The organism is Vibrio aquimaris, assembly GCF_009363415.1.
In the GTDB taxonomy this organism is placed as follows: Bacteria; Pseudomonadota; Gammaproteobacteria; order Enterobacterales; family Vibrionaceae; genus Vibrio; species Vibrio aquimaris.
In genome coordinates this window covers 49,054-66,076 of the sequence record NZ_CP045350.1, presented here as the reverse complement: position 1 = coordinate 66,076, position 17,023 = coordinate 49,054, and the positions used below count along the sequence as shown (strand labels likewise).

The following is a 17,023-nucleotide window of genomic DNA, read 5'->3' as shown; positions in this document are numbered from 1 at the left end:
GTATATAATCATCGCCAAATAAGACAATACTTAACAAGGATTGTCGATAGAGCAAGGCCACAAAGAAGCCTTGCCTTTAGCCCAAGAAGGAAGCGTTATGAGTCAGGACAAGATTGAAGTAAAAGACGTGACTCCCAAAACCTTTAACCCCAAAACTCACAAAACCAAAGGGGACAGGTTTAATCCAAGTAATCGTATATATGTACGTGAGAGTAAGGGACAGTTTCAGCGACTACGCCGCTACGGTGGTTGGTTATTGTTGCTGCTCTTTGCACTAGTGCCATGGATTACCTATGGAGAGCGACAAGCGGTGCTGCTGGATATAGGAAATCAGCAGTTTAACTTCTTTGGTACCACACTCTATCCGCAAGATCTTACCTTACTGGCTTTGTTATTCGTTATCTCAGCCTTTGGACTCTTCTTTATCACTACATTTTTGGGGCGAGTATGGTGTGGGTACCTTTGCCCTCAAACCGTTTGGACTTTTATGTACATTTGGTTTGAAGAAAAATTTGAGGGTAGTGCCAATAAACGTCGCAAGCAAGATGCCGGCAAACTCACTGGCGATCTCATCATGCGTAAAACTGCCAAGCATTTTGCGTGGATAACTATCGCTCTCGCTACAGGGTTTACCTTTGTTGGTTACTTCGTGCCAATACGCGATCTAGTCATCAATTTCTTCACTTGGGATGAAGCGTTTTGGCCTGTTTTTTGGGTGTTATTCTTCGCTGGATGTACCTATGGTAATGCTGGGTGGATGCGATCCATCATGTGTATTCACATGTGCCCATATGCCCGTTTTCAATCAGCCATGTTCGACAAAGATACCTTTATCGTTGGCTATGACGTAAAACGTGGCGAGTCACGCGGAGCAAGATCGCGTAAGGCTGATCCAAAGAAGTTAGGCTTGGGCGATTGTGTCGACTGTAATTTATGTGTTCAAGTCTGCCCTACTGGTATCGATATCCGCGATGGCTTGCAGTATGAATGCATTAACTGCGGCGCCTGTATTGATGCCTGTGATCACACTATGGACAGAATGGGCTACGACAAAGGCTTAATCAGCTATACCACTGAGCATAGGCTTTCTGGCAAGCATACTAAGATCATGCGCCCCAAATTACTGGGCTATGGTGCGATATTTGTGTTGATGATCGGATTGTTCTTCGCCCAAATTGCCGCCGTTGACCCTGCAGGCCTGAGTGTGCTTAGAGACAGAAACCAACTATTTAGAGTCAACGAACTCGGTGAAGTCGAAAATACGTACACACTAAAAATCATCAATAAAACACAACAAAAGCAAGAATATAAACTGGGCGTAAAAGGGTTAACGGATGTCTCTTGGTATGGAAAGCAAACCGTCAACGTCTTGCCTGGAGAAGTCTTTAGCTTACCTATGAGTCTTGGCGTACAAACCGAGAGTCTTAGCTCCCCTGTTGCAACCATAGAGTTCACTCTCTCAGATAATAATGACTTTACTATGTCGGTAGAAAGTAGGTTTATCAAAAAGCTCTAAGCTCACACCATTTCCCGAGTAAGAAGAAGGCTTACCTTTGCCTTTTCTCTTACTCGGGACTAACCACTTGCTGAAACTTTGGCTTCATTAGCACAAAAGACCACTAGCTGACCGTTATTATCGAAAAGCGTGCCTTGCTCACTGATTCAATCAATCGATAGATATTCGCAACCTATCAACTTCTCAGCGAAAGAAACAAGGCTAGTAATAAAAAAGCGAACGCTTATACTCTGGCTGATTTACTCGTTAGGTATCCTAATGCCGCCCCTTGATGTATATTGTTCCATATGAAGTCGTCGAGCTTTTATTACAAGCCATTACACCAGCTACAATACTTGAGCTGCGGATCCTTTGACCTATGACACAACAAGCTTTTAACTTCGATGCATTAACTCCAGACTTTATGTGGTACGCCATAGAAAGCATTGGAATTCGAGCAGAATCTGGCTTCTTGCCACTTAATAGTTATGAAAATCGCGTTTATCAGTTCACCGATGAGCAACGCCAACGCTATGTAGTTAAGTTCTATCGTCCAGAGCGTTGGACTGCATTGCAAATACAGGAAGAGCATGACTTTACACTAGAGTTGGTAGAATCTGAGATCCCAGTGGCACCTCCTGTAAAAATCCAAGACAAAACACTGCATCATTACCAAGGCTACTTATTCGCCCTCTTTGCAAGTGTAGGAGGAAGACAATTTGAAGTGGATAACCTTGATCAACTTGAGGGTGTAGGACGATTTTTAGGACGAATTCATAAAGTAGGCTCAAGAGTCCCCTTTCAGCACAGACCCACCATTGGCTTGGATGAATACTTATATCAACCACGCCAACTACTTGAGCAGTCTCAGTTTATCCCCACTCATTTAGAAACAGCTTTTTTCAATGACTTGGACTTACTTATCAAGTCTATTAAACAGCATTGGAATGAGTCTGATGACATCATTCGCCTTCACGGCGACTGTCATCCTGGCAATATTCTCTGGCGTGACGGCCCAATGTTTGTCGATCTCGACGATTCGCGCAATGGACCTGCAATACAAGATTTATGGATGCTATTAAGTGGTGAGCGCTCTGAAAAACTGGCACAACTTGATATTATCTTGGAGGCGTATCAAGAATTTAACGATTTCGACACTAACCAACTGAAACTAATTGAACCGTTACGTGGTCTACGCATGGTACATTACATGGCATGGCTAGCCAAGCGATGGCAAGATCCTGCATTTCCAATCGCCTTTCCTTGGTTCAGTGACGCAAAATACTGGGAAAGCCAAGTTCTGGCTTTTAAAGAACAAATCTCGGCACTCAGTGAGCCACCACTCTCACTCATGCCACAGTGGTAAGAAGCCAAAATAATCAACACGGAGTCAACAATGAAAAAGCTGTTTGCACTTGTCGCAACTATCATGCTGAGCCTGTCTGCTCAAGCTGCCCAATACAAAGAAGGTGAACATTACAAAGTTCTCGACTTGGAAGCATCCAAAAAGCCAACGGTCACCGAGTACTTCTCCTTTTTCTGCCCCCACTGCAACACTTTTGAACCCATCATTCAGCAGCTCAAAGCTCAGCTTCCTAAAGATACCAAGTTTCAAAAAGTCCATGTGTCTTTTATGGGAGGCAGTATGGGGGCGCCTATGAGCAGAGCCTACGCAACCATGGTGGTGCTAAAAGCTGAAGACAAAATGATCCCTGTGATGTTTAATCGTATCCACAATATGCGCAAACCACCTCAAAATGAGCAAGAGCTGCGCCAAATTTTTCTTGACCAAGGTATTGATGCCAAGAAATTTGATGCCGCATTCAAAGGTTTTGCGGTAGATTCCATGGCGCGCCGCTTTGATAAACAATTCGAACAAAGTGGACTTAAAGGGGTACCCGCTGTAATAGTCAACAATAAATATCTTGTTGAAGCTCAAGGCCTCAAGACCATAGACGAGTATTTCGAACTGGTTAATTTCCTAGTTAGCAAAAAGTAATCGCTTACCCAGAGTAGCAGAAGAACATCATCTTCTTTTGCTACTCTCAATACCCGATTTATTCACTCTGATGAATGTCTTTTAACCGCTGATCTTTTTCTTGCCACACATCCCCAAGCCATTGTTGAAACTGACGCTTATAAGGTTTGTCGTTAAAATAATCACCTTTTAGAGTTTCATCTACTGGTAGTATTTGGCTACGCACCACGATTTTTTTCATACGTCCAGTTAATAGATCTCGAAATGGACTTTGATTGTTACTGGGGTAAGCTAAGGTCACATCAATAACATTATCAAACTGTTCTCCCATAGCGGCCAGAGTGTAGGCTATGCCACCGCTTTTGGGTTGCAGCAGGTATTGATACCCAGCGGAGCTTTTTCGCTGTTTTTGTGTGGTAAAACGCGTTCCTTCAACATAATTAACCACTGTGGTTGGTGTGTGTTTAAACTTGGTGCAAGAACGCCGCGTCGTTGCGAGATCTTGACCACGTTTTTCTGGATGACGCAGCAGATATTCTCTTGAATAGCGACGCATAAAGGGCATATCTAAAGCCCAGCAAGCCATACCAATAAATGGCACATAGAGTAACTGCTGCTTAAGAAAAAACTTCGGCATGGGAATACGGTCTTTAAATACACAGCACAACACCACAATATCTGTCCAACTTAAGTGATTACTGATAAGTAAATACCAACCGTCTTTGCGTAAGTTACCATCAATCTCTATATCCCACTCAATCGAGTTTGTAACAGATATAATACCCGAATTGATCGTTGCCCAAAGCCACATAACACGGTTAGCCATTGCTGTCGATTTTGCTTTTAACTGACTAGTTGGCAGAGCCATTTTTATCATAGCAATCAGACATATTAGTACTGAACAGAGCGCAGAGTTCAGTATGACTAGGGTGGTATTCAATACAAGAACTAGATATGCAAACATAAGACTAAATAATAATGAGATCTCGAGTAGAATTTATAGGGCTTCACCTGTTGAAGATGAAAACAGCGTGTAATTATACAAGTCCATGGTCATATTGAAATCGATATGACAGAGTTTTGTACTCTCTCTGACTCAGGTCAGACAAGTTCTGCGAGAATACCCCCAATTTTTAATTAACTCCGATATATAAATGACAAGGAAATCACCTAATGAAAACAAGATTCTCGTTGTTAGCCCTTTCGCTTATTGCGTCTTGTGCACAAGCACAGCTAGCAGATCACTCAGGATTTAGTGGAGAGTTAGCACTCAGTGCAGGCTTTGCCTCAACAACTTCTAACTTCAATACTAATGGTGATGCAGTCATTACTGATGTTAACCAAGGTGCCTCTGAAGATAGCGGTAGTTTAGTACTTCCGCTTGGTGTATTAGCCTACACCTTTGGAACCAACAAAGATAAACAGTTCTATGCGGGTACATCTCGTGAGGATATTGCAGTCGGTACTCTAGCGCTGGAAGTGGGTTATAAACAAGAGTTAGAGTCAGGAACCATAGTTGACGCCTCATTTCTCCCCACCATAATGTCTGGGGAAACATGGGCAGATCCATTTCTAACCAATCAAGAGCGTCAAACCACAGATGAAAAAGGCAATGCATTTCGCCTTAAATTCAATAATATCATGGGCTCTAAATTTAGCTTAGATACGGTTTACGGAAGTCGAGATATTGATAATGAATTATCAGGTTCGAGCTTAACAAGTCTCACGAGTGAGGAAAGAAACGCCCTACAACGCGACGCAAAAACTTTCTATATTAAAGGCGACTTCCGTCAACCAATCAGTAGAACCTCTTTCTTACAACCTTCAATTACGTACATCAACACAGATGCTGACGGCGATGCGAACTCTCTTAGCTCTGTTGGCGGTGAACTTACCTACCTTAGAATATTCGATAGGCATCAACTCGCTCTGACTGCTGGCTATACCAGTCGCTCGTTTGATGGTACTAACCCAATTTATGATAAAGTTCGCGATGAAGACGAGTGGAGCTTATTCGCTGCATACGAATACAAAAACTTTATGGGCTGGCAAAACTGGTCTCTAATCTCGCTTTCAGGTTACACAGAGTCTGACTCAAATATTGATTTCTACGATACAAAGCAGTACCTATTTACAGTGGGTATGAACTACAAGTTCTAAATCAAATGGCCCACAGCCAGTGGGCCATTATACTGCTTGATTGGTCAGCTGTTTAAGTAAACGATCCATGGCTCTATACCCCAAAGCTTCCGCTATGTGATGACGCGCTATATGTTCTTTACCATCCAAATCTGCAATGGTTCGAGCCACTTTGATGATCCGATGATACGCGCGTATAGACAAACCAAGCTGATGCAAAGCCGCTTCTAAAAATTGAGCGTCTTGTTTTTCAAGCGGGCAGTACTGTTCCATTTCTCGACTGCCGAGCAACGCATTAACCTTACCCGCTCTCTCTAGCATGTAGTGCCTTGCCTGTTCAACTCTAGTTTTAACAATTTCAGTAGGCTCGCCCCGCTCTCCTCCCTCAGACAAGGTGCCTTTGGGTAGTGCGGGTATTTCGATAGACATATCAAAGCGGTCTAACAAAGGACCAGAAAGGCGACTCAAATAACGCAAAACAATGTGTGGATTGGCTCTTGAATGATGATCGTCATAGTAGCCTGTAGGGCTTGGGTTTAAGGCGCCAACCAATTGAAAACGAGCTGGAAAGCGAGTTTTTCCCTGAGCTCTAGAGATAATAATTTCTCCAGACTCCAATGGCTCTCGCAACGAGTCCAGCACTTTTCTTTCAAATTCAGGCATTTCATCTAGAAACAATAAACCATTATGCGCTAACGAAATCTCTCCGGGCCTTGGAATAGTTCCACCGCCAACCAAAGCAGCCATAGAACTTGAATGGTGCGGCGCACGAAAGGGCCGTTTTTTCCAGTTAAGCGCATTGATGTCTTGCTGGGTTAAAGAAGCCACCGAAGCCGTCTCCATTGCTTCTTCTTCCGTCATATCTGGCAATAAGTCACATAAGCGTGACGCCAACATGGTTTTACCAGTTCCTGGCGGACCAAGAAAAAGTACGTTGTGATTGCCCGCAGCGGCTATTTCCAGAGCTCGCTTCCCTTGCTGCTGGCCTATGATATCTTGTAGATCGCGTTTTTGTTCAACAACTTGGCTTTGAATCATGTTTTGATGCAAATCTAGTGCTTTTTGACCACAGATATCAGCGCAAACTTCAAGCAAACTAGCCGCTGATTGATGTATATCATGTCCCACCAATGCAGCTTGATCGCCGTTGTAATGGGGGACAACCAAGCGTCTTTTCACCTTTTGGGCGGCTAACGCTGCCGGTAAAACCCCTTTCACTCGCCGCAGCTTGCCTGATAATGCTAATTCACCAACAAACTCGCGGCTGGATAAACCCTCAGCAGGGATTTGCTCAGAGGCAGCGAGAATACCAAGGGCAATAGGTAAGTCGAATCTTCCACCCTCTTTGGGTAAATCTGCTGGGGCTAAATTCACCGTAATTCGCTTCGCAGGAAACTCAAAGCGTGAGTTGATAATCGCGCTTCTCACTCTATCCCGTGATTCTTTGACTGTCGTTTCTGGCAATCCCACCAAGGTAAAACCTGGCATACCGTTGCTGATGTGCACCTCAACTGCTACCTGAGGGGCTTCGACGCCAACCGACGCCCTGCTATAAATAATCGCGAGTCCCATACTCAACTTTACTCCCACACTATCAGTTTATCCCTCTGATAATTCGTTTAATTTAACGGCATGCTTGTTATATAACCTGCAGAGATAATGAAAGAATGTGAAAAAAGAATGAGATTTTGCTTGTCATGTAACAGTATTCTGTGTTAACACTAAGGACGCAAACATTAAGTATCAAATTACATAAATAAAACATCACAAAAAGATATGAATAAAAACGCTCACATTAAACTGCTGATTAACCTGATTATCGTGGTCATTATTGATTCCGCGCGGGGGCTGGTGGGCGAAAAATAAACACCAAATTTGAAAAAACCCCCGCACTGAGAAGTTCGGGGGTTTTTTTCAACTTAAAAGCTGCTATCAGCAAAATAATAATCACAAATTTAAATGAGTCGGAACACTTAGCTCGGCCAATAACGGGCAGGAAAAATGGGGAGCGCACATGAAGTGCAACACAACAAAAAGAATACCAAGCAAGATGGGGAGCGTTCAATGACAGGTGCGGAATTAGTCGTTGCAGCCCTCAAGCAACAAGGCATTAAAACGGTATTTGGCTACCCAGGCGGTGCCATAATGCCAATTTATGATGCACTCTATGATGGTGGCGTTGAACATATACTCTGTCGTCATGAACAAGGTGCCGCAATGGCAGCCATTGGCATGGCTAGAGCCACGCAAGATGTTGCCGTATGTATGGCCACTTCAGGGCCAGGCGCCACGAACCTAGTGACTGGTCTTGCAGACGCCTTCATGGACTCCATCCCTATGGTGGCAATAACAGGTCAAGTCGCAAGCTCGCATATAGGTACAGATGCATTCCAAGAAATGGATGTGATAGGTATGTCGCTTTCTTGTACCAAACATAGCTATCTAGTAACAGATATTGATGAACTAGCGCCAACCCTTGCCGAAGCATTTGAAGTTGCCAAAGCGGGTAGGCCAGGGCCTGTCATCGTTGACATTGCTAAAGATGTCCAACTGGCTCAAGCACCTGTTGATAGTTTGCCATCTTTCACGCCTCCCTCCTCCCCACAGCCCGATGAGCAAGCGCTGGTTGCAGCACAAAACCTGCTGTCACAATGCACTCGCCCTGTTTTTTATGTCGGTGGCGGCGTGCAACTTGGACAAGCAACCGAGACGGTACGCGAATTCTTACGTTTAAATCCTATGCCTTCGGTAAGCACCTTAAAAGGCCTAGGTACCATAGAGCGCCATGATCCTCATTACTTAGGTATGCTAGGGATGCACGGCACCAAAGCAGCGAACCTAGTCGTTCAAGAATGTGACTTATTGATTGCTGTCGGCGCTCGCTTTGATGACCGAGTAACTGGCAAACTCGAAACCTTTGCTCCTCACGCACGTGTTATCCACATTGATATTGACGCGGCAGAGATCAACAAACTGCGCCATGCACATGCACCTTTGCGCGGTACTATCGATAGGATACTGTCCAAATTAGAGTTAGCTCAAGATATTACGCCTTGGGTCAAGCATAGTGAAAGTCTTCGTAGCGGCTTTAAATGGCGCTATGACCACCCTGGGGACCTAATTTTTGCTCCTGGGCTACTAAAACAGCTGTCCGATATGATGCCTGATAGCTCAATGGTATCGACAGATGTAGGTCAACATCAAATGTGGGCAGCTCAACACATTCAGCCTCGCGACCCACAAAACTTTATCACTTCTGCTGGGCTTGGCACTATGGGATTTGGACTTCCAGCAGCAATGGGGGCCGCTGTCGCCAGACCCAATGATCAATCTATCCTTATTACAGGTGACGGGTCGTTCATGATGAATATCCAAGAGCTGGGCACACTTAAACGACGTCAGATCCCGGTAAAAATTGTGCTATTGAACAATCAACGCCTTGGGATGGTACGTCAGTGGCAATCGCTCTTCTTTGATGGTCGCCACAGCGAAACGATACTGGATGACAACCCAGATTTTATAACCCTAGCAAAAGCATTCGATATTCCAGGAAAAACCATCACCACCAAGCAAGAGGTGGAACCTGCACTCAAAGAGATGCTGGCAAGTGAAACATCGTATTTACTTCACGTCATGATTGATGAGGAAGAAAATGTATGGCCACTCGTACCACCAGGTGCGTCAAACAATGATATGCTGGAGAACACGTAAAATGGAAAGATATTTAATCGACATAAAAGCAGACGATAAACCCGTTTTACTTGAGCGCGTACTCAGAGTGGTTCGCCATCGCGGTTTCATTGTTAGGCAGGTTGCAGGGACACAAAACCATGAAAGCAAGATTGCCAGTGTTGAAATCATTGTCGATAGCGATAGACCTATCTCTTTTCTGACCAATCAGATTGAAAAACTCTGGGATGTGCGTACTGTTGAGGTGACTCAAATTGCGAGTGATCAACTCCCTAACAACAATCTTCAGCAAAAAGTTTGCGCATAAAGGAAGGCAACAATGGCTACAAAAACAGCGGAATTTATTTGGTTTAACGGTGAACTGGTTCCTTGGGACAAAGCGAATGTTCATGTTCTCACTCACGCTATGCACTACGGCACTTCAGTCTTTGAAGGCGTGCGTTGTTACAATACCCCTAAAGGCCCAATCATCTTCCGCCACCGTGAGCATGCAAAAAGACTCAAAGATTCTGCCAAAATTTACCGTTTCCCAATTCCGTATTCAGTCGATGAAATTATGGAAGCAACACGAGAAACCGTGCGTGCAAATAAATTAGACAGCGCTTACATAAGACCACTGGGCTTTGTCGGCAACGTAGGGCTGGGTGTTTGCCCGCCTGCAAATACAGAAATGGAATTAATCATTGCTGCTTTCCCATGGGGCTCTTACCTAGGTGAAGAAGCATTAGAAAAAGGCGTTGACGCCATGATTTCTAGCTGGAACCGAGCTGCGCCTAACACCATACCTACAGCAGCAAAAGCGGGTGGTAACTACCTATCATCCCTACTCGTTGGTGGTGAAGCTCGTCGCCACGGTTATGATGAAGGTATTGCGCTGAGCGTCGATGGCTATTTATCAGAAGGGGCTGGTGAAAACATTTTTGTAATTAAAGATGGCGTTCTCACCACCCCCCCAGCAACTAGCGCGATTCTCCCAGGCATCACGCGCGATTCAATCATGACACTCGCTCGCGATAAAGGCTATCAAGTACAAGAAGCAAACATTGCTCGTGAAGCGCTTTATCTCGCGGACGAAGTCTTTATGACAGGTACTGCAGCAGAGGTCGTTCCTGTTGCAACTATCGATAAGATTGAAGTCGGCAGCGGAAAACGCGGACCAATAACAAAAGAGCTCCAAGAAGCTTACTTTGGACTTTTCAACGGCACCACAGAAGATAAATGGGGCTGGTTGGATTACGTCCACCCATAAGACACGGCAAATTAAGGAAGTAGTAGAATGCCTAAATACAGATCAGCAACCACCACCCATGGTCGTAACATGGCGGGCGCCCGTGCTCTATGGCGTGCAACCGGCGTAAAAGATGAAGATTTTGGTAAGCCCATTATCGCGGTAGTGAACTCTTTCACTCAATTTGTACCCGGTCATGTGCACCTCAAAGACATGGGCCAATTGGTCGCGGGTGAAATAGAAAAAGCAGGTGGTATCGCGAAAGAGTTCAACACAATAGCCGTTGACGATGGTATTGCCATGGGCCACGGCGGCATGTTGTACTCACTGCCATCTCGTGAGCTTATTGCTGATTCAGTAGAATATATGGTAAATGCGCACTGTGCTGATGCCATGGTCTGTATCTCAAATTGTGACAAAATCACACCGGGAATGTTGATGGCTTCAATGCGCCTTAATATTCCTGTGATTTTTGTTTCAGGTGGTCCAATGGAAGCGGGCAAAACCAAGCTTTCAGACCAATTGATCAAGCTCGACTTAGTTGACGCCATGATTCAAGGTGCAGACCCTAAGGTATCTGACAAGCAAAGCGAGCAAGTCGAACGTTCAGCGTGTCCTACCTGTGGTTCGTGTTCTGGCATGTTCACCGCAAACTCTATGAACTGTTTAACCGAAGCACTGGGTTTATCTCAGCCAGGTAACGGGTCAATGCTTGCAACTCACGCCGATCGTGAAGCTTTGTTTATCAATGCAGGTAAGCGCATTGTCGAGCTAACTCGTCGCTACTACGAACAAGATGATGAGTCTGCATTACCACGCAACATCGCCACCTTTGATGCCTTTGAAAATGCTATGGCATTGGATATTGCTATGGGTGGCTCAACCAATACTATTCTTCACCTTCTTGCTGCGGCGCAAGAAGGTGAGGTTGACTTCGATATGGACGATATTGACCGTCTATCTCGTCAAGTTCCACATCTGTGTAAAGTCGCTCCATCAACACCCAAGTATCATATGGAAGATGTGCATCGCGCAGGCGGCGTAATGGCGATCCTAGGTGAATTAGACCGAGCAGGTCTGTTGCACAATGATGCGCGAACTGTACTTGGGCTCTCGATGAAAGAGCAGCTTGCTAAGTACGACATCATGCAAACTGAAGACGCTGATGTACTTAAGTTTTATCGAGCAGGACCTGCTGGCATTCGCACCACCAAAGCCTTTTCTCAAGATTGTCGCTGGGATCGCCTCGACGATGATCGTGTCGATGGCTGTATTCGCACCAAAGACAATGCCTTTAGCCAAGAAGGCGGACTTGCGGTTCTATCCGGTAACATTGCTCTTGATGGCTGCATTGTCAAAACCGCAGGCGTCGATGAAAGTATTCTCAAGTTTACAGGACCTGCGGTCGTTTTCGAGAGCCAAGAAGACGCGGTTGAAGGCATTCTTGGTGGCAAAGTAAAAGCAGGGGATGTGGTCGTTATTCGCTACGAAGGCCCTAAAGGTGGCCCTGGTATGCAAGAGATGCTTTACCCAACCACTTATCTAAAGTCTATGGGTCTTGGCAAAGAATGCGCACTACTAACTGATGGGCGCTTCTCTGGAGGAACATCAGGGTTATCCATTGGGCACGCCTCACCTGAAGCGGCTAACGGCGGTGCCATTGGCCTAGTTAAGCAAGGCGACATGATTGCGATTGATATTCCCAATCGCTCAATCTCATTAGAGGTCTCCAAGCAAGAGCTTGCCGAGCGCAGAGCTAAGCAAGACGTGCTAGGTTGGAAACCCGTCGATCGACAGCGTGAAGTTTCTTTTGCCCTAAAAGCATATGCGAGTATGGCAACCAGTGCTGACAAAGGTGCAGTGCGAGACAAGTCTAAGCTCGAGGACTAGCTTATGGCAGCGTGTGAATTTTCAGGGAAAGAGAACCAGACTGGCGCAGATTACTTGCGCCAGATCCTAAGAGCACCAGTTTATGAAGCTGCAACAGTAACGCCATTACAAGCTATGCCACGCTTGAGTGAGCGTATTGGTAATAAGGTGCAGATCAAGCGAGAAGACCGCCAGCCGGTTCATTCTTTTAAGTTGCGCGGTGCCTACAACATGGTTGCCAGCTTATCAGAAGAGCAGAAAGCTGCCGGAGTGATTGCCGCCTCAGCCGGTAATCACGCGCAAGGCATGGCGCTATCAGGTACTAAGCTCGGCATCAAAACCACCATTGTTATGCCAAAAACAACCCCAGACATCAAAGTCGACGCTGTGCGCAGTTTTGGTGGACAGGTTGTCTTACACGGCAATAATTTTGATGAAGCGAAGGCAGAAGCGGAACGGTTAGCCAATCAACACGGTTATACCTTTGTTCCCCCCTTCGATCACCCACTCGTGATTGCAGGCCAAGGGACAATTGGTATGGAGATGCTACAACAAAATGGCCACCTCGATCATATCTTTGTACCTGTTGGCGGCGGTGGCTTAGCAGCCGGTGTGGCTGTGCTTGTTAAGCAATTGATGCCAGAAATCAAAGTTATCGCAGTTGAGCCTGAAGATTCAGCCTGCCTTAAAGCAGCGCTTGATGCAGGCGAGCCCGTGGTTATTGATCAGGTCAGTATGTTTGCTGATGGTGTTGCGGTAAAACGTATTGGCGATGAAACATTTAGACTCTGTCAGCAATATCTTGATGGACATGTTACTGTTTCAAGTGATGAAATTTGCGCCGCAGTCAAAGATATCTTCGAGGATACCCGCGCTATTGCTGAACCTTCTGGCGCACTGGCTCTTGCAGGCCTTAAAAAGTACAGTGAGCAAAACAAACTCGAAAATTGTAGCCTTGGCACAGTGCTATCTGGTGCCAACACCAACTTCCACGGTCTGCGCTATGTTTCAGAGCGTTGTGAACTTGGTGAAAAGCGTGAAGGTTTACTGGCTGTAACCATTCCCGAGCGTCAAGGGGCCTTTTTTGAGTTTTGTAACCTCATTGGTGGACGCGCAGTGACTGAGTTCAACTACCGCTATAACGACGATGTATTAGCGAATATATTTGTTGGTGTGCGCCTTCAAGGCGGTCAAGAAGAGCTAGAGCACATCATCCATGACCTGCGTGAAGGTGGATATCCTGTGGTAGATTTATCAGAGGATGAAATGGCTAAGCTACACATTCGCTATATGATTGGAGGCAGGCCATCAAAGCAATTGAAAGAACGTCTCTACAGCTTCGAGTTCCCTGAGTATCCTGGCGCACTACTCAAGTTCCTCAGCACTCTTGGGACCCATTGGAATATCAGCTTATTCAACTACCGCAACCATGGCGCCGACTACGGCCGTGTGCTGTGTGGCTTTGAGCTTGATGAATCCGATCTGTCACGCTTTTCCTCTCATTTGAGAGAGCTTGGCTATCAATGTAAAGACGAAACCGATAATCCATCTTATAAGTTCTTTTTATCATCCTAACAAAGACTAGGGGCCAGACTTGTTCTGCCCCTAATTTCTATTGTTTCATCACTAAATATGCCTAGCATCTACCCAAAGGTTAAATGACGACCAAACTTTAATCTAGCTCAACAACATCTCCATAATACGAAAGTTTCATTTCAGTCAGCTACCTTTTGGATCTAAACTCAAAGCCCAACAAAACTCTTGCTTGGTTGTGGAGACCATTTATGTTTAGCGCACTCGTTTTAAGACAAGAACAAAACCAAACTCTCGCTGGTATCGATAAGATAGACGAACGTCAATTGCCATCAGGTGATGTATTAATTGATGTTGATTACTCATCGCTCAATTATAAAGACGGCTTAGCCATCACTGGAAAAGGTAAAATCATCCGCAACTTCCCCATGGTACCTGGCATAGATCTCTCTGGCACGGTTGCTCATTCGGATAATGATCGCTACCAAGCTGGTGATAAAGTCGTATTAACGGGTTGGGGTGTCGGTGAAAACCACTGGGGGGGCATGGCTCAGCGCGCTCGTCTACAATCAGACTGGCTTGTCCCCTTACCTGAAGGCCTTAGCGGTAAACAGGCTATGATGGTGGGTACTGCGGGCTTAACAGCCATGCTATGTGTTGAGGCTCTCATAGACGCAGGCATTCAACCAGGCTCTGGGGACATTCTGGTAACAGGCGCAAGCGGTGGTGTGGGCTCTGTGGCAATAACCCTACTTTCTCAACTTGGATACCAAGTCTCCGCGGTAACTGGTCGTATCGAACAAAACGGCCCTCTGCTGGAGAAGCTTGGTGCGAAGCGTATAATCGACCGTTCAGAATTTGAACAACCCGCACGCCCACTAGAAAAACAACTTTGGGCAGGCGCCATAGACACTGTTGGTAGCAAAATCTTAGCAAAAGTTTTATCCCAAATGGACTACAACGGAGCTGTGGCAGCTTGTGGGCTCGCGGGAGGCTTCGATTTACCAACCACAGTTATGCCATTTATTCTTCGTAACGTGCGTCTACAAGGTATTGATTCAGTCATGTGCCCAACAGAAAAACGCATTCAGGCTTGGAATAAGCTGGCCAAACTATTACCACAAAGCTACTTCGAACAAGCATGTACAGAAATTAAGTTAGAACAAGCGCCAAGCTACGCAGAAGACATCACTAACGGAAAGGTTACTGGGCGAGTTGTGATTAAACTCTAACGGCAAAATAATTTAGAGTCAGTTGCAGTTTGACTGACTCAGCAGACACTCTGTTTGCTTGCGCTTGGCACTAAGCCCGAACGACTATGATGTTTACTAGCTAGCAGCTAAACCAGCAAACAGCTTATAAGCTGTCATAATATTTAGATAAAAAAATCCCGCCTTTCAGCGGGGAAGCCCAAGAAAAAATGGGGATAGTATCGGAATGTAACTGGCGCTTTTACCACACTCTTAAGCTTGGCGGTTATTGGAAGACTCTCGCCAATAACGGGTCTCAAACCAAATACCAAAGATAGTGGCTAACATACCAACTATCGGTAATAGCGAAACCTCATGTGAAGGTCGAAGTACAAGAGCGCAAAAACACAGAAAGCAAAGCACGGAGTATATTGTTAATCGATCAAGCTCATTCATAAGCAATCTCCGCACACAATGTTATCAGGTTGTTAACTAAGTTAAATCAATTAGTGTCGTTTGCCAAGAGGTTATTGAATATTTTTTCTCCGCCAGTATCATCTAGTCCCTTAAAGTTAACTTGAGATATGACCACAATGTTCAATGTAGAGCAGGCAGACAAAGTACTGGACGCTGAAGGAATGCGCTGTCCGGAGCCAGTAATGATGGTCAGGAAGACAATACGAAAAATGAAAGATGGTGAGACATTACTTGTCACAGCTGACGATCCTTCCACCACCAGAGACATACCAAGCTTTTGCCGGTTCATGGATCATCAACTGATCGACTCACAAACCGATCAGCTACCCTATCAATACCTGATCAGAAAAGGGATTGAATAGATACAAAAGCCTTTTCATATAGGCTTTATTTTATGCTTAACCTGTTACTTTAGCTTGGAGTGTAACAGCTCGACTTGCTCTTTCATTTGGCGTATTTCTTCCTGTAAGGGCAGGATGTGCGCAACACGAATCCAGGCTTCTACTGTCAAGGCCGTAAGAATAAACGAGCCTGCAACGATTGGCAGCCACATATCCGTTAACGCCATTGCCAACAAACATAGTACTAGGCCAAAGCTAAACAAGTAACTCTGACTTTTAGGAGATATCCCCATATAACGTGTTAGCATAATATTGACCTCTCATCAGTCTGGTGAAAATTCATAAGATCTCACAACACTTTGAGTAACATTATTCACATAGCTAACATAGCACGAGTATAGTTTGACTGGTATGCCACGTGTCACGCCCTATTCTAGCGATATACAATTTATTTAGCCTGATAGGCTAGAGAGCCAAACTGCTCACTGCCAAGCCAGCAAACAATATCGCTGTAACTTTACGAATCATATCAAGCGGTAACCTGCCTGCTGACATACGACCAATAAAAACAACCGGTATGTTCGCCAGCAACATGCCTATTGTTGTACCGACAATGACCAAAACGAATGACTGGGCGTATTGGGCTCCAAGAATAGACGTCGCTATTTGAGTTTTATCCCCTATTTCAGCAACAAAAAAGGCCAGAAAGCTGGTTAGAAAAGCACCGCGATTTTTCATGCTACTGTCTTCATCTAGCTTGTCTGGAATAACAATCCAACACGCCATCACAAGAAAGCTAATGAAGAGAACCCATTTTAAAAGATTTGCAGGTACATGATCAGCGACAACCACGCCTAACCATGCTGCCAAGGCGTGATTGACCAATGTTGCTAAAGAGATAGCGATAATAATAGGAATGGGCTTTTGATATCGGCTGGCAAGCAGCAAAGATAATAACTGGGTTTTGTCACCTATTTCGGCTAGGGCGACTGTGGTAATTGATATAGCTAAAACGCTCACGACATGCTCAATAGGGCAGGGATTATAATTTTAACCTAAGATAAACCTCGTGCCCCGCCCCGG

At 45.2% G+C, this 17,023-nt stretch carries 16 protein-coding genes; 11 read left to right on the top strand and 5 right to left on the bottom strand.

Annotated features, from left to right (window positions below; genetic code table 11):
- Positions 1 to 97 precede the first annotated feature (97 nt).
- The 3 genes from ccoG to FIV01_RS00260 all read left to right on the top strand — a co-directional run bounded on the left by ccoG (position 98) and on the right by FIV01_RS00260 (position 3,494).
- Positions 98 to 1,516 (top strand): cytochrome c oxidase accessory protein CcoG, encoded by a 1,419-nt coding sequence (gene ccoG, locus FIV01_RS00270; protein ID WP_152429228.1) that lies wholly within the window; start codon positions 98 to 100, stop codon positions 1,514 to 1,516.
- 358 nt (positions 1,517 to 1,874) lie between these two features.
- Positions 1,875 to 2,861: a serine/threonine protein kinase gene (locus FIV01_RS00265; protein ID WP_152429227.1), complete on the top strand. Its 987-nt coding sequence runs from the start codon at positions 1,875 to 1,877 to the stop codon at positions 2,859 to 2,861.
- A 30-nt stretch (positions 2,862 to 2,891) separates the two neighbouring features.
- Positions 2,892 to 3,494 (top strand): thiol:disulfide interchange protein DsbA/DsbL, encoded by a 603-nt coding sequence (locus FIV01_RS00260; protein WP_152429226.1) that lies wholly within the window; start codon positions 2,892 to 2,894, stop codon positions 3,492 to 3,494.
- 58 nt (positions 3,495 to 3,552) lie between these two features.
- Here the strand turns inward: FIV01_RS00260 and FIV01_RS00255 are convergent, their stop codons facing one another.
- A complete protein-coding gene (locus FIV01_RS00255) occupies positions 3,553 to 4,437 on the bottom strand; it encodes an acyltransferase (protein ID WP_152429225.1) in 885 nt (294 codons plus the stop codon).
- A 209-nt stretch (positions 4,438 to 4,646) separates the two neighbouring features.
- Between FIV01_RS00255 and FIV01_RS00250 the strand changes: the two genes are divergently transcribed.
- On the top strand, positions 4,647 to 5,633 hold the full coding sequence (locus FIV01_RS00250) for a DUF2860 domain-containing protein (protein ID WP_152429224.1): 987 nt from the start codon (positions 4,647 to 4,649) through the stop codon (positions 5,631 to 5,633).
- A gap of 27 nt (positions 5,634 to 5,660) precedes the next feature.
- On the opposite strand, the gene FIV01_RS00245 is transcribed toward FIV01_RS00250, so the two are convergent.
- Positions 5,661 to 7,184 carry a YifB family Mg chelatase-like AAA ATPase gene (locus FIV01_RS00245; RefSeq protein WP_152431614.1) on the bottom strand — a complete coding sequence of 508 codons (1,524 nt, stop codon included), beginning with the start codon at positions 7,182 to 7,184 and terminating at the stop codon, positions 5,661 to 5,663.
- A gap of 492 nt (positions 7,185 to 7,676) precedes the next feature.
- On the opposite strand from FIV01_RS00245, the gene ilvG reads away from it, so the two are divergent.
- The 6 genes from ilvG to acuI all read left to right on the top strand — a co-directional run bounded on the left by ilvG (position 7,677) and on the right by acuI (position 15,164).
- Positions 7,677 to 9,323, top strand: coding sequence for an acetolactate synthase 2 catalytic subunit (gene ilvG, locus FIV01_RS00240; protein ID WP_152431613.1), 1,647 nt, complete (start codon positions 7,677 to 7,679; stop codon positions 9,321 to 9,323).
- Position 9,324: 1 nt separating this feature from the next.
- A complete protein-coding gene (ilvM, locus tag FIV01_RS00235; RefSeq protein WP_114787740.1) occupies positions 9,325 to 9,609 on the top strand; it encodes an acetolactate synthase 2 small subunit in 285 nt (94 codons plus the stop codon).
- A 12-nt stretch (positions 9,610 to 9,621) separates the two neighbouring features.
- Positions 9,622 to 10,551, top strand: coding sequence for a branched-chain-amino-acid transaminase (ilvE, locus tag FIV01_RS00230; protein WP_152429223.1), 930 nt, complete (start codon positions 9,622 to 9,624; stop codon positions 10,549 to 10,551).
- A gap of 27 nt (positions 10,552 to 10,578) precedes the next feature.
- The gene (gene ilvD / locus FIV01_RS00225; RefSeq protein WP_152429222.1) at positions 10,579 to 12,420 is read left to right on the top strand and encodes a dihydroxy-acid dehydratase; all 1,842 of its coding nucleotides are present in this window, start codon (positions 10,579 to 10,581) and stop codon (positions 12,418 to 12,420) included.
- A gap of 3 nt (positions 12,421 to 12,423) precedes the next feature.
- Positions 12,424 to 13,974: a threonine ammonia-lyase, biosynthetic gene (ilvA, locus tag FIV01_RS00220; RefSeq protein ID WP_152429221.1), complete on the top strand. Its 1,551-nt coding sequence runs from the start codon at positions 12,424 to 12,426 to the stop codon at positions 13,972 to 13,974.
- A 209-nt stretch (positions 13,975 to 14,183) separates the two neighbouring features.
- On the top strand, positions 14,184 to 15,164 hold the full coding sequence (acuI, locus tag FIV01_RS00215) for an acrylyl-CoA reductase (NADPH) (protein WP_152429220.1): 981 nt from the start codon (positions 14,184 to 14,186) through the stop codon (positions 15,162 to 15,164).
- A 231-nt stretch (positions 15,165 to 15,395) separates the two neighbouring features.
- Here the strand turns inward: acuI and FIV01_RS00210 are convergent, their stop codons facing one another.
- Positions 15,396 to 15,578, bottom strand: a complete 183-nt coding sequence (locus tag FIV01_RS00210; RefSeq protein WP_152429219.1) for a hypothetical protein — start codon at positions 15,576 to 15,578, stop codon at positions 15,396 to 15,398.
- Between the two features lie 128 nt (positions 15,579 to 15,706).
- Between FIV01_RS00210 and tusA the strand changes: the two genes are divergently transcribed.
- Positions 15,707 to 15,961: a sulfurtransferase TusA gene (gene tusA, locus FIV01_RS00205; protein ID WP_172971793.1), complete on the top strand. Its 255-nt coding sequence runs from the start codon at positions 15,707 to 15,709 to the stop codon at positions 15,959 to 15,961.
- Between the two features lie 44 nt (positions 15,962 to 16,005).
- Here tusA and FIV01_RS00200 read toward each other — a convergent pair whose 3' ends face one another.
- Together FIV01_RS00200 and FIV01_RS00195 are read right to left on the bottom strand one after the other, a co-directional pair.
- Complete coding sequence (locus tag FIV01_RS00200) at positions 16,006 to 16,248, bottom strand: hypothetical protein (RefSeq protein WP_152429218.1); 243 nt, start codon at positions 16,246 to 16,248, stop codon at positions 16,006 to 16,008.
- Between the two features lie 157 nt (positions 16,249 to 16,405).
- Entirely contained in the window at positions 16,406 to 16,960 is a 555-nt protein-coding gene (locus FIV01_RS00195) for a TMEM165/GDT1 family protein (RefSeq protein WP_152429217.1), read from the bottom strand.
- Positions 16,961 to 17,023 lie beyond the last annotated feature (63 nt).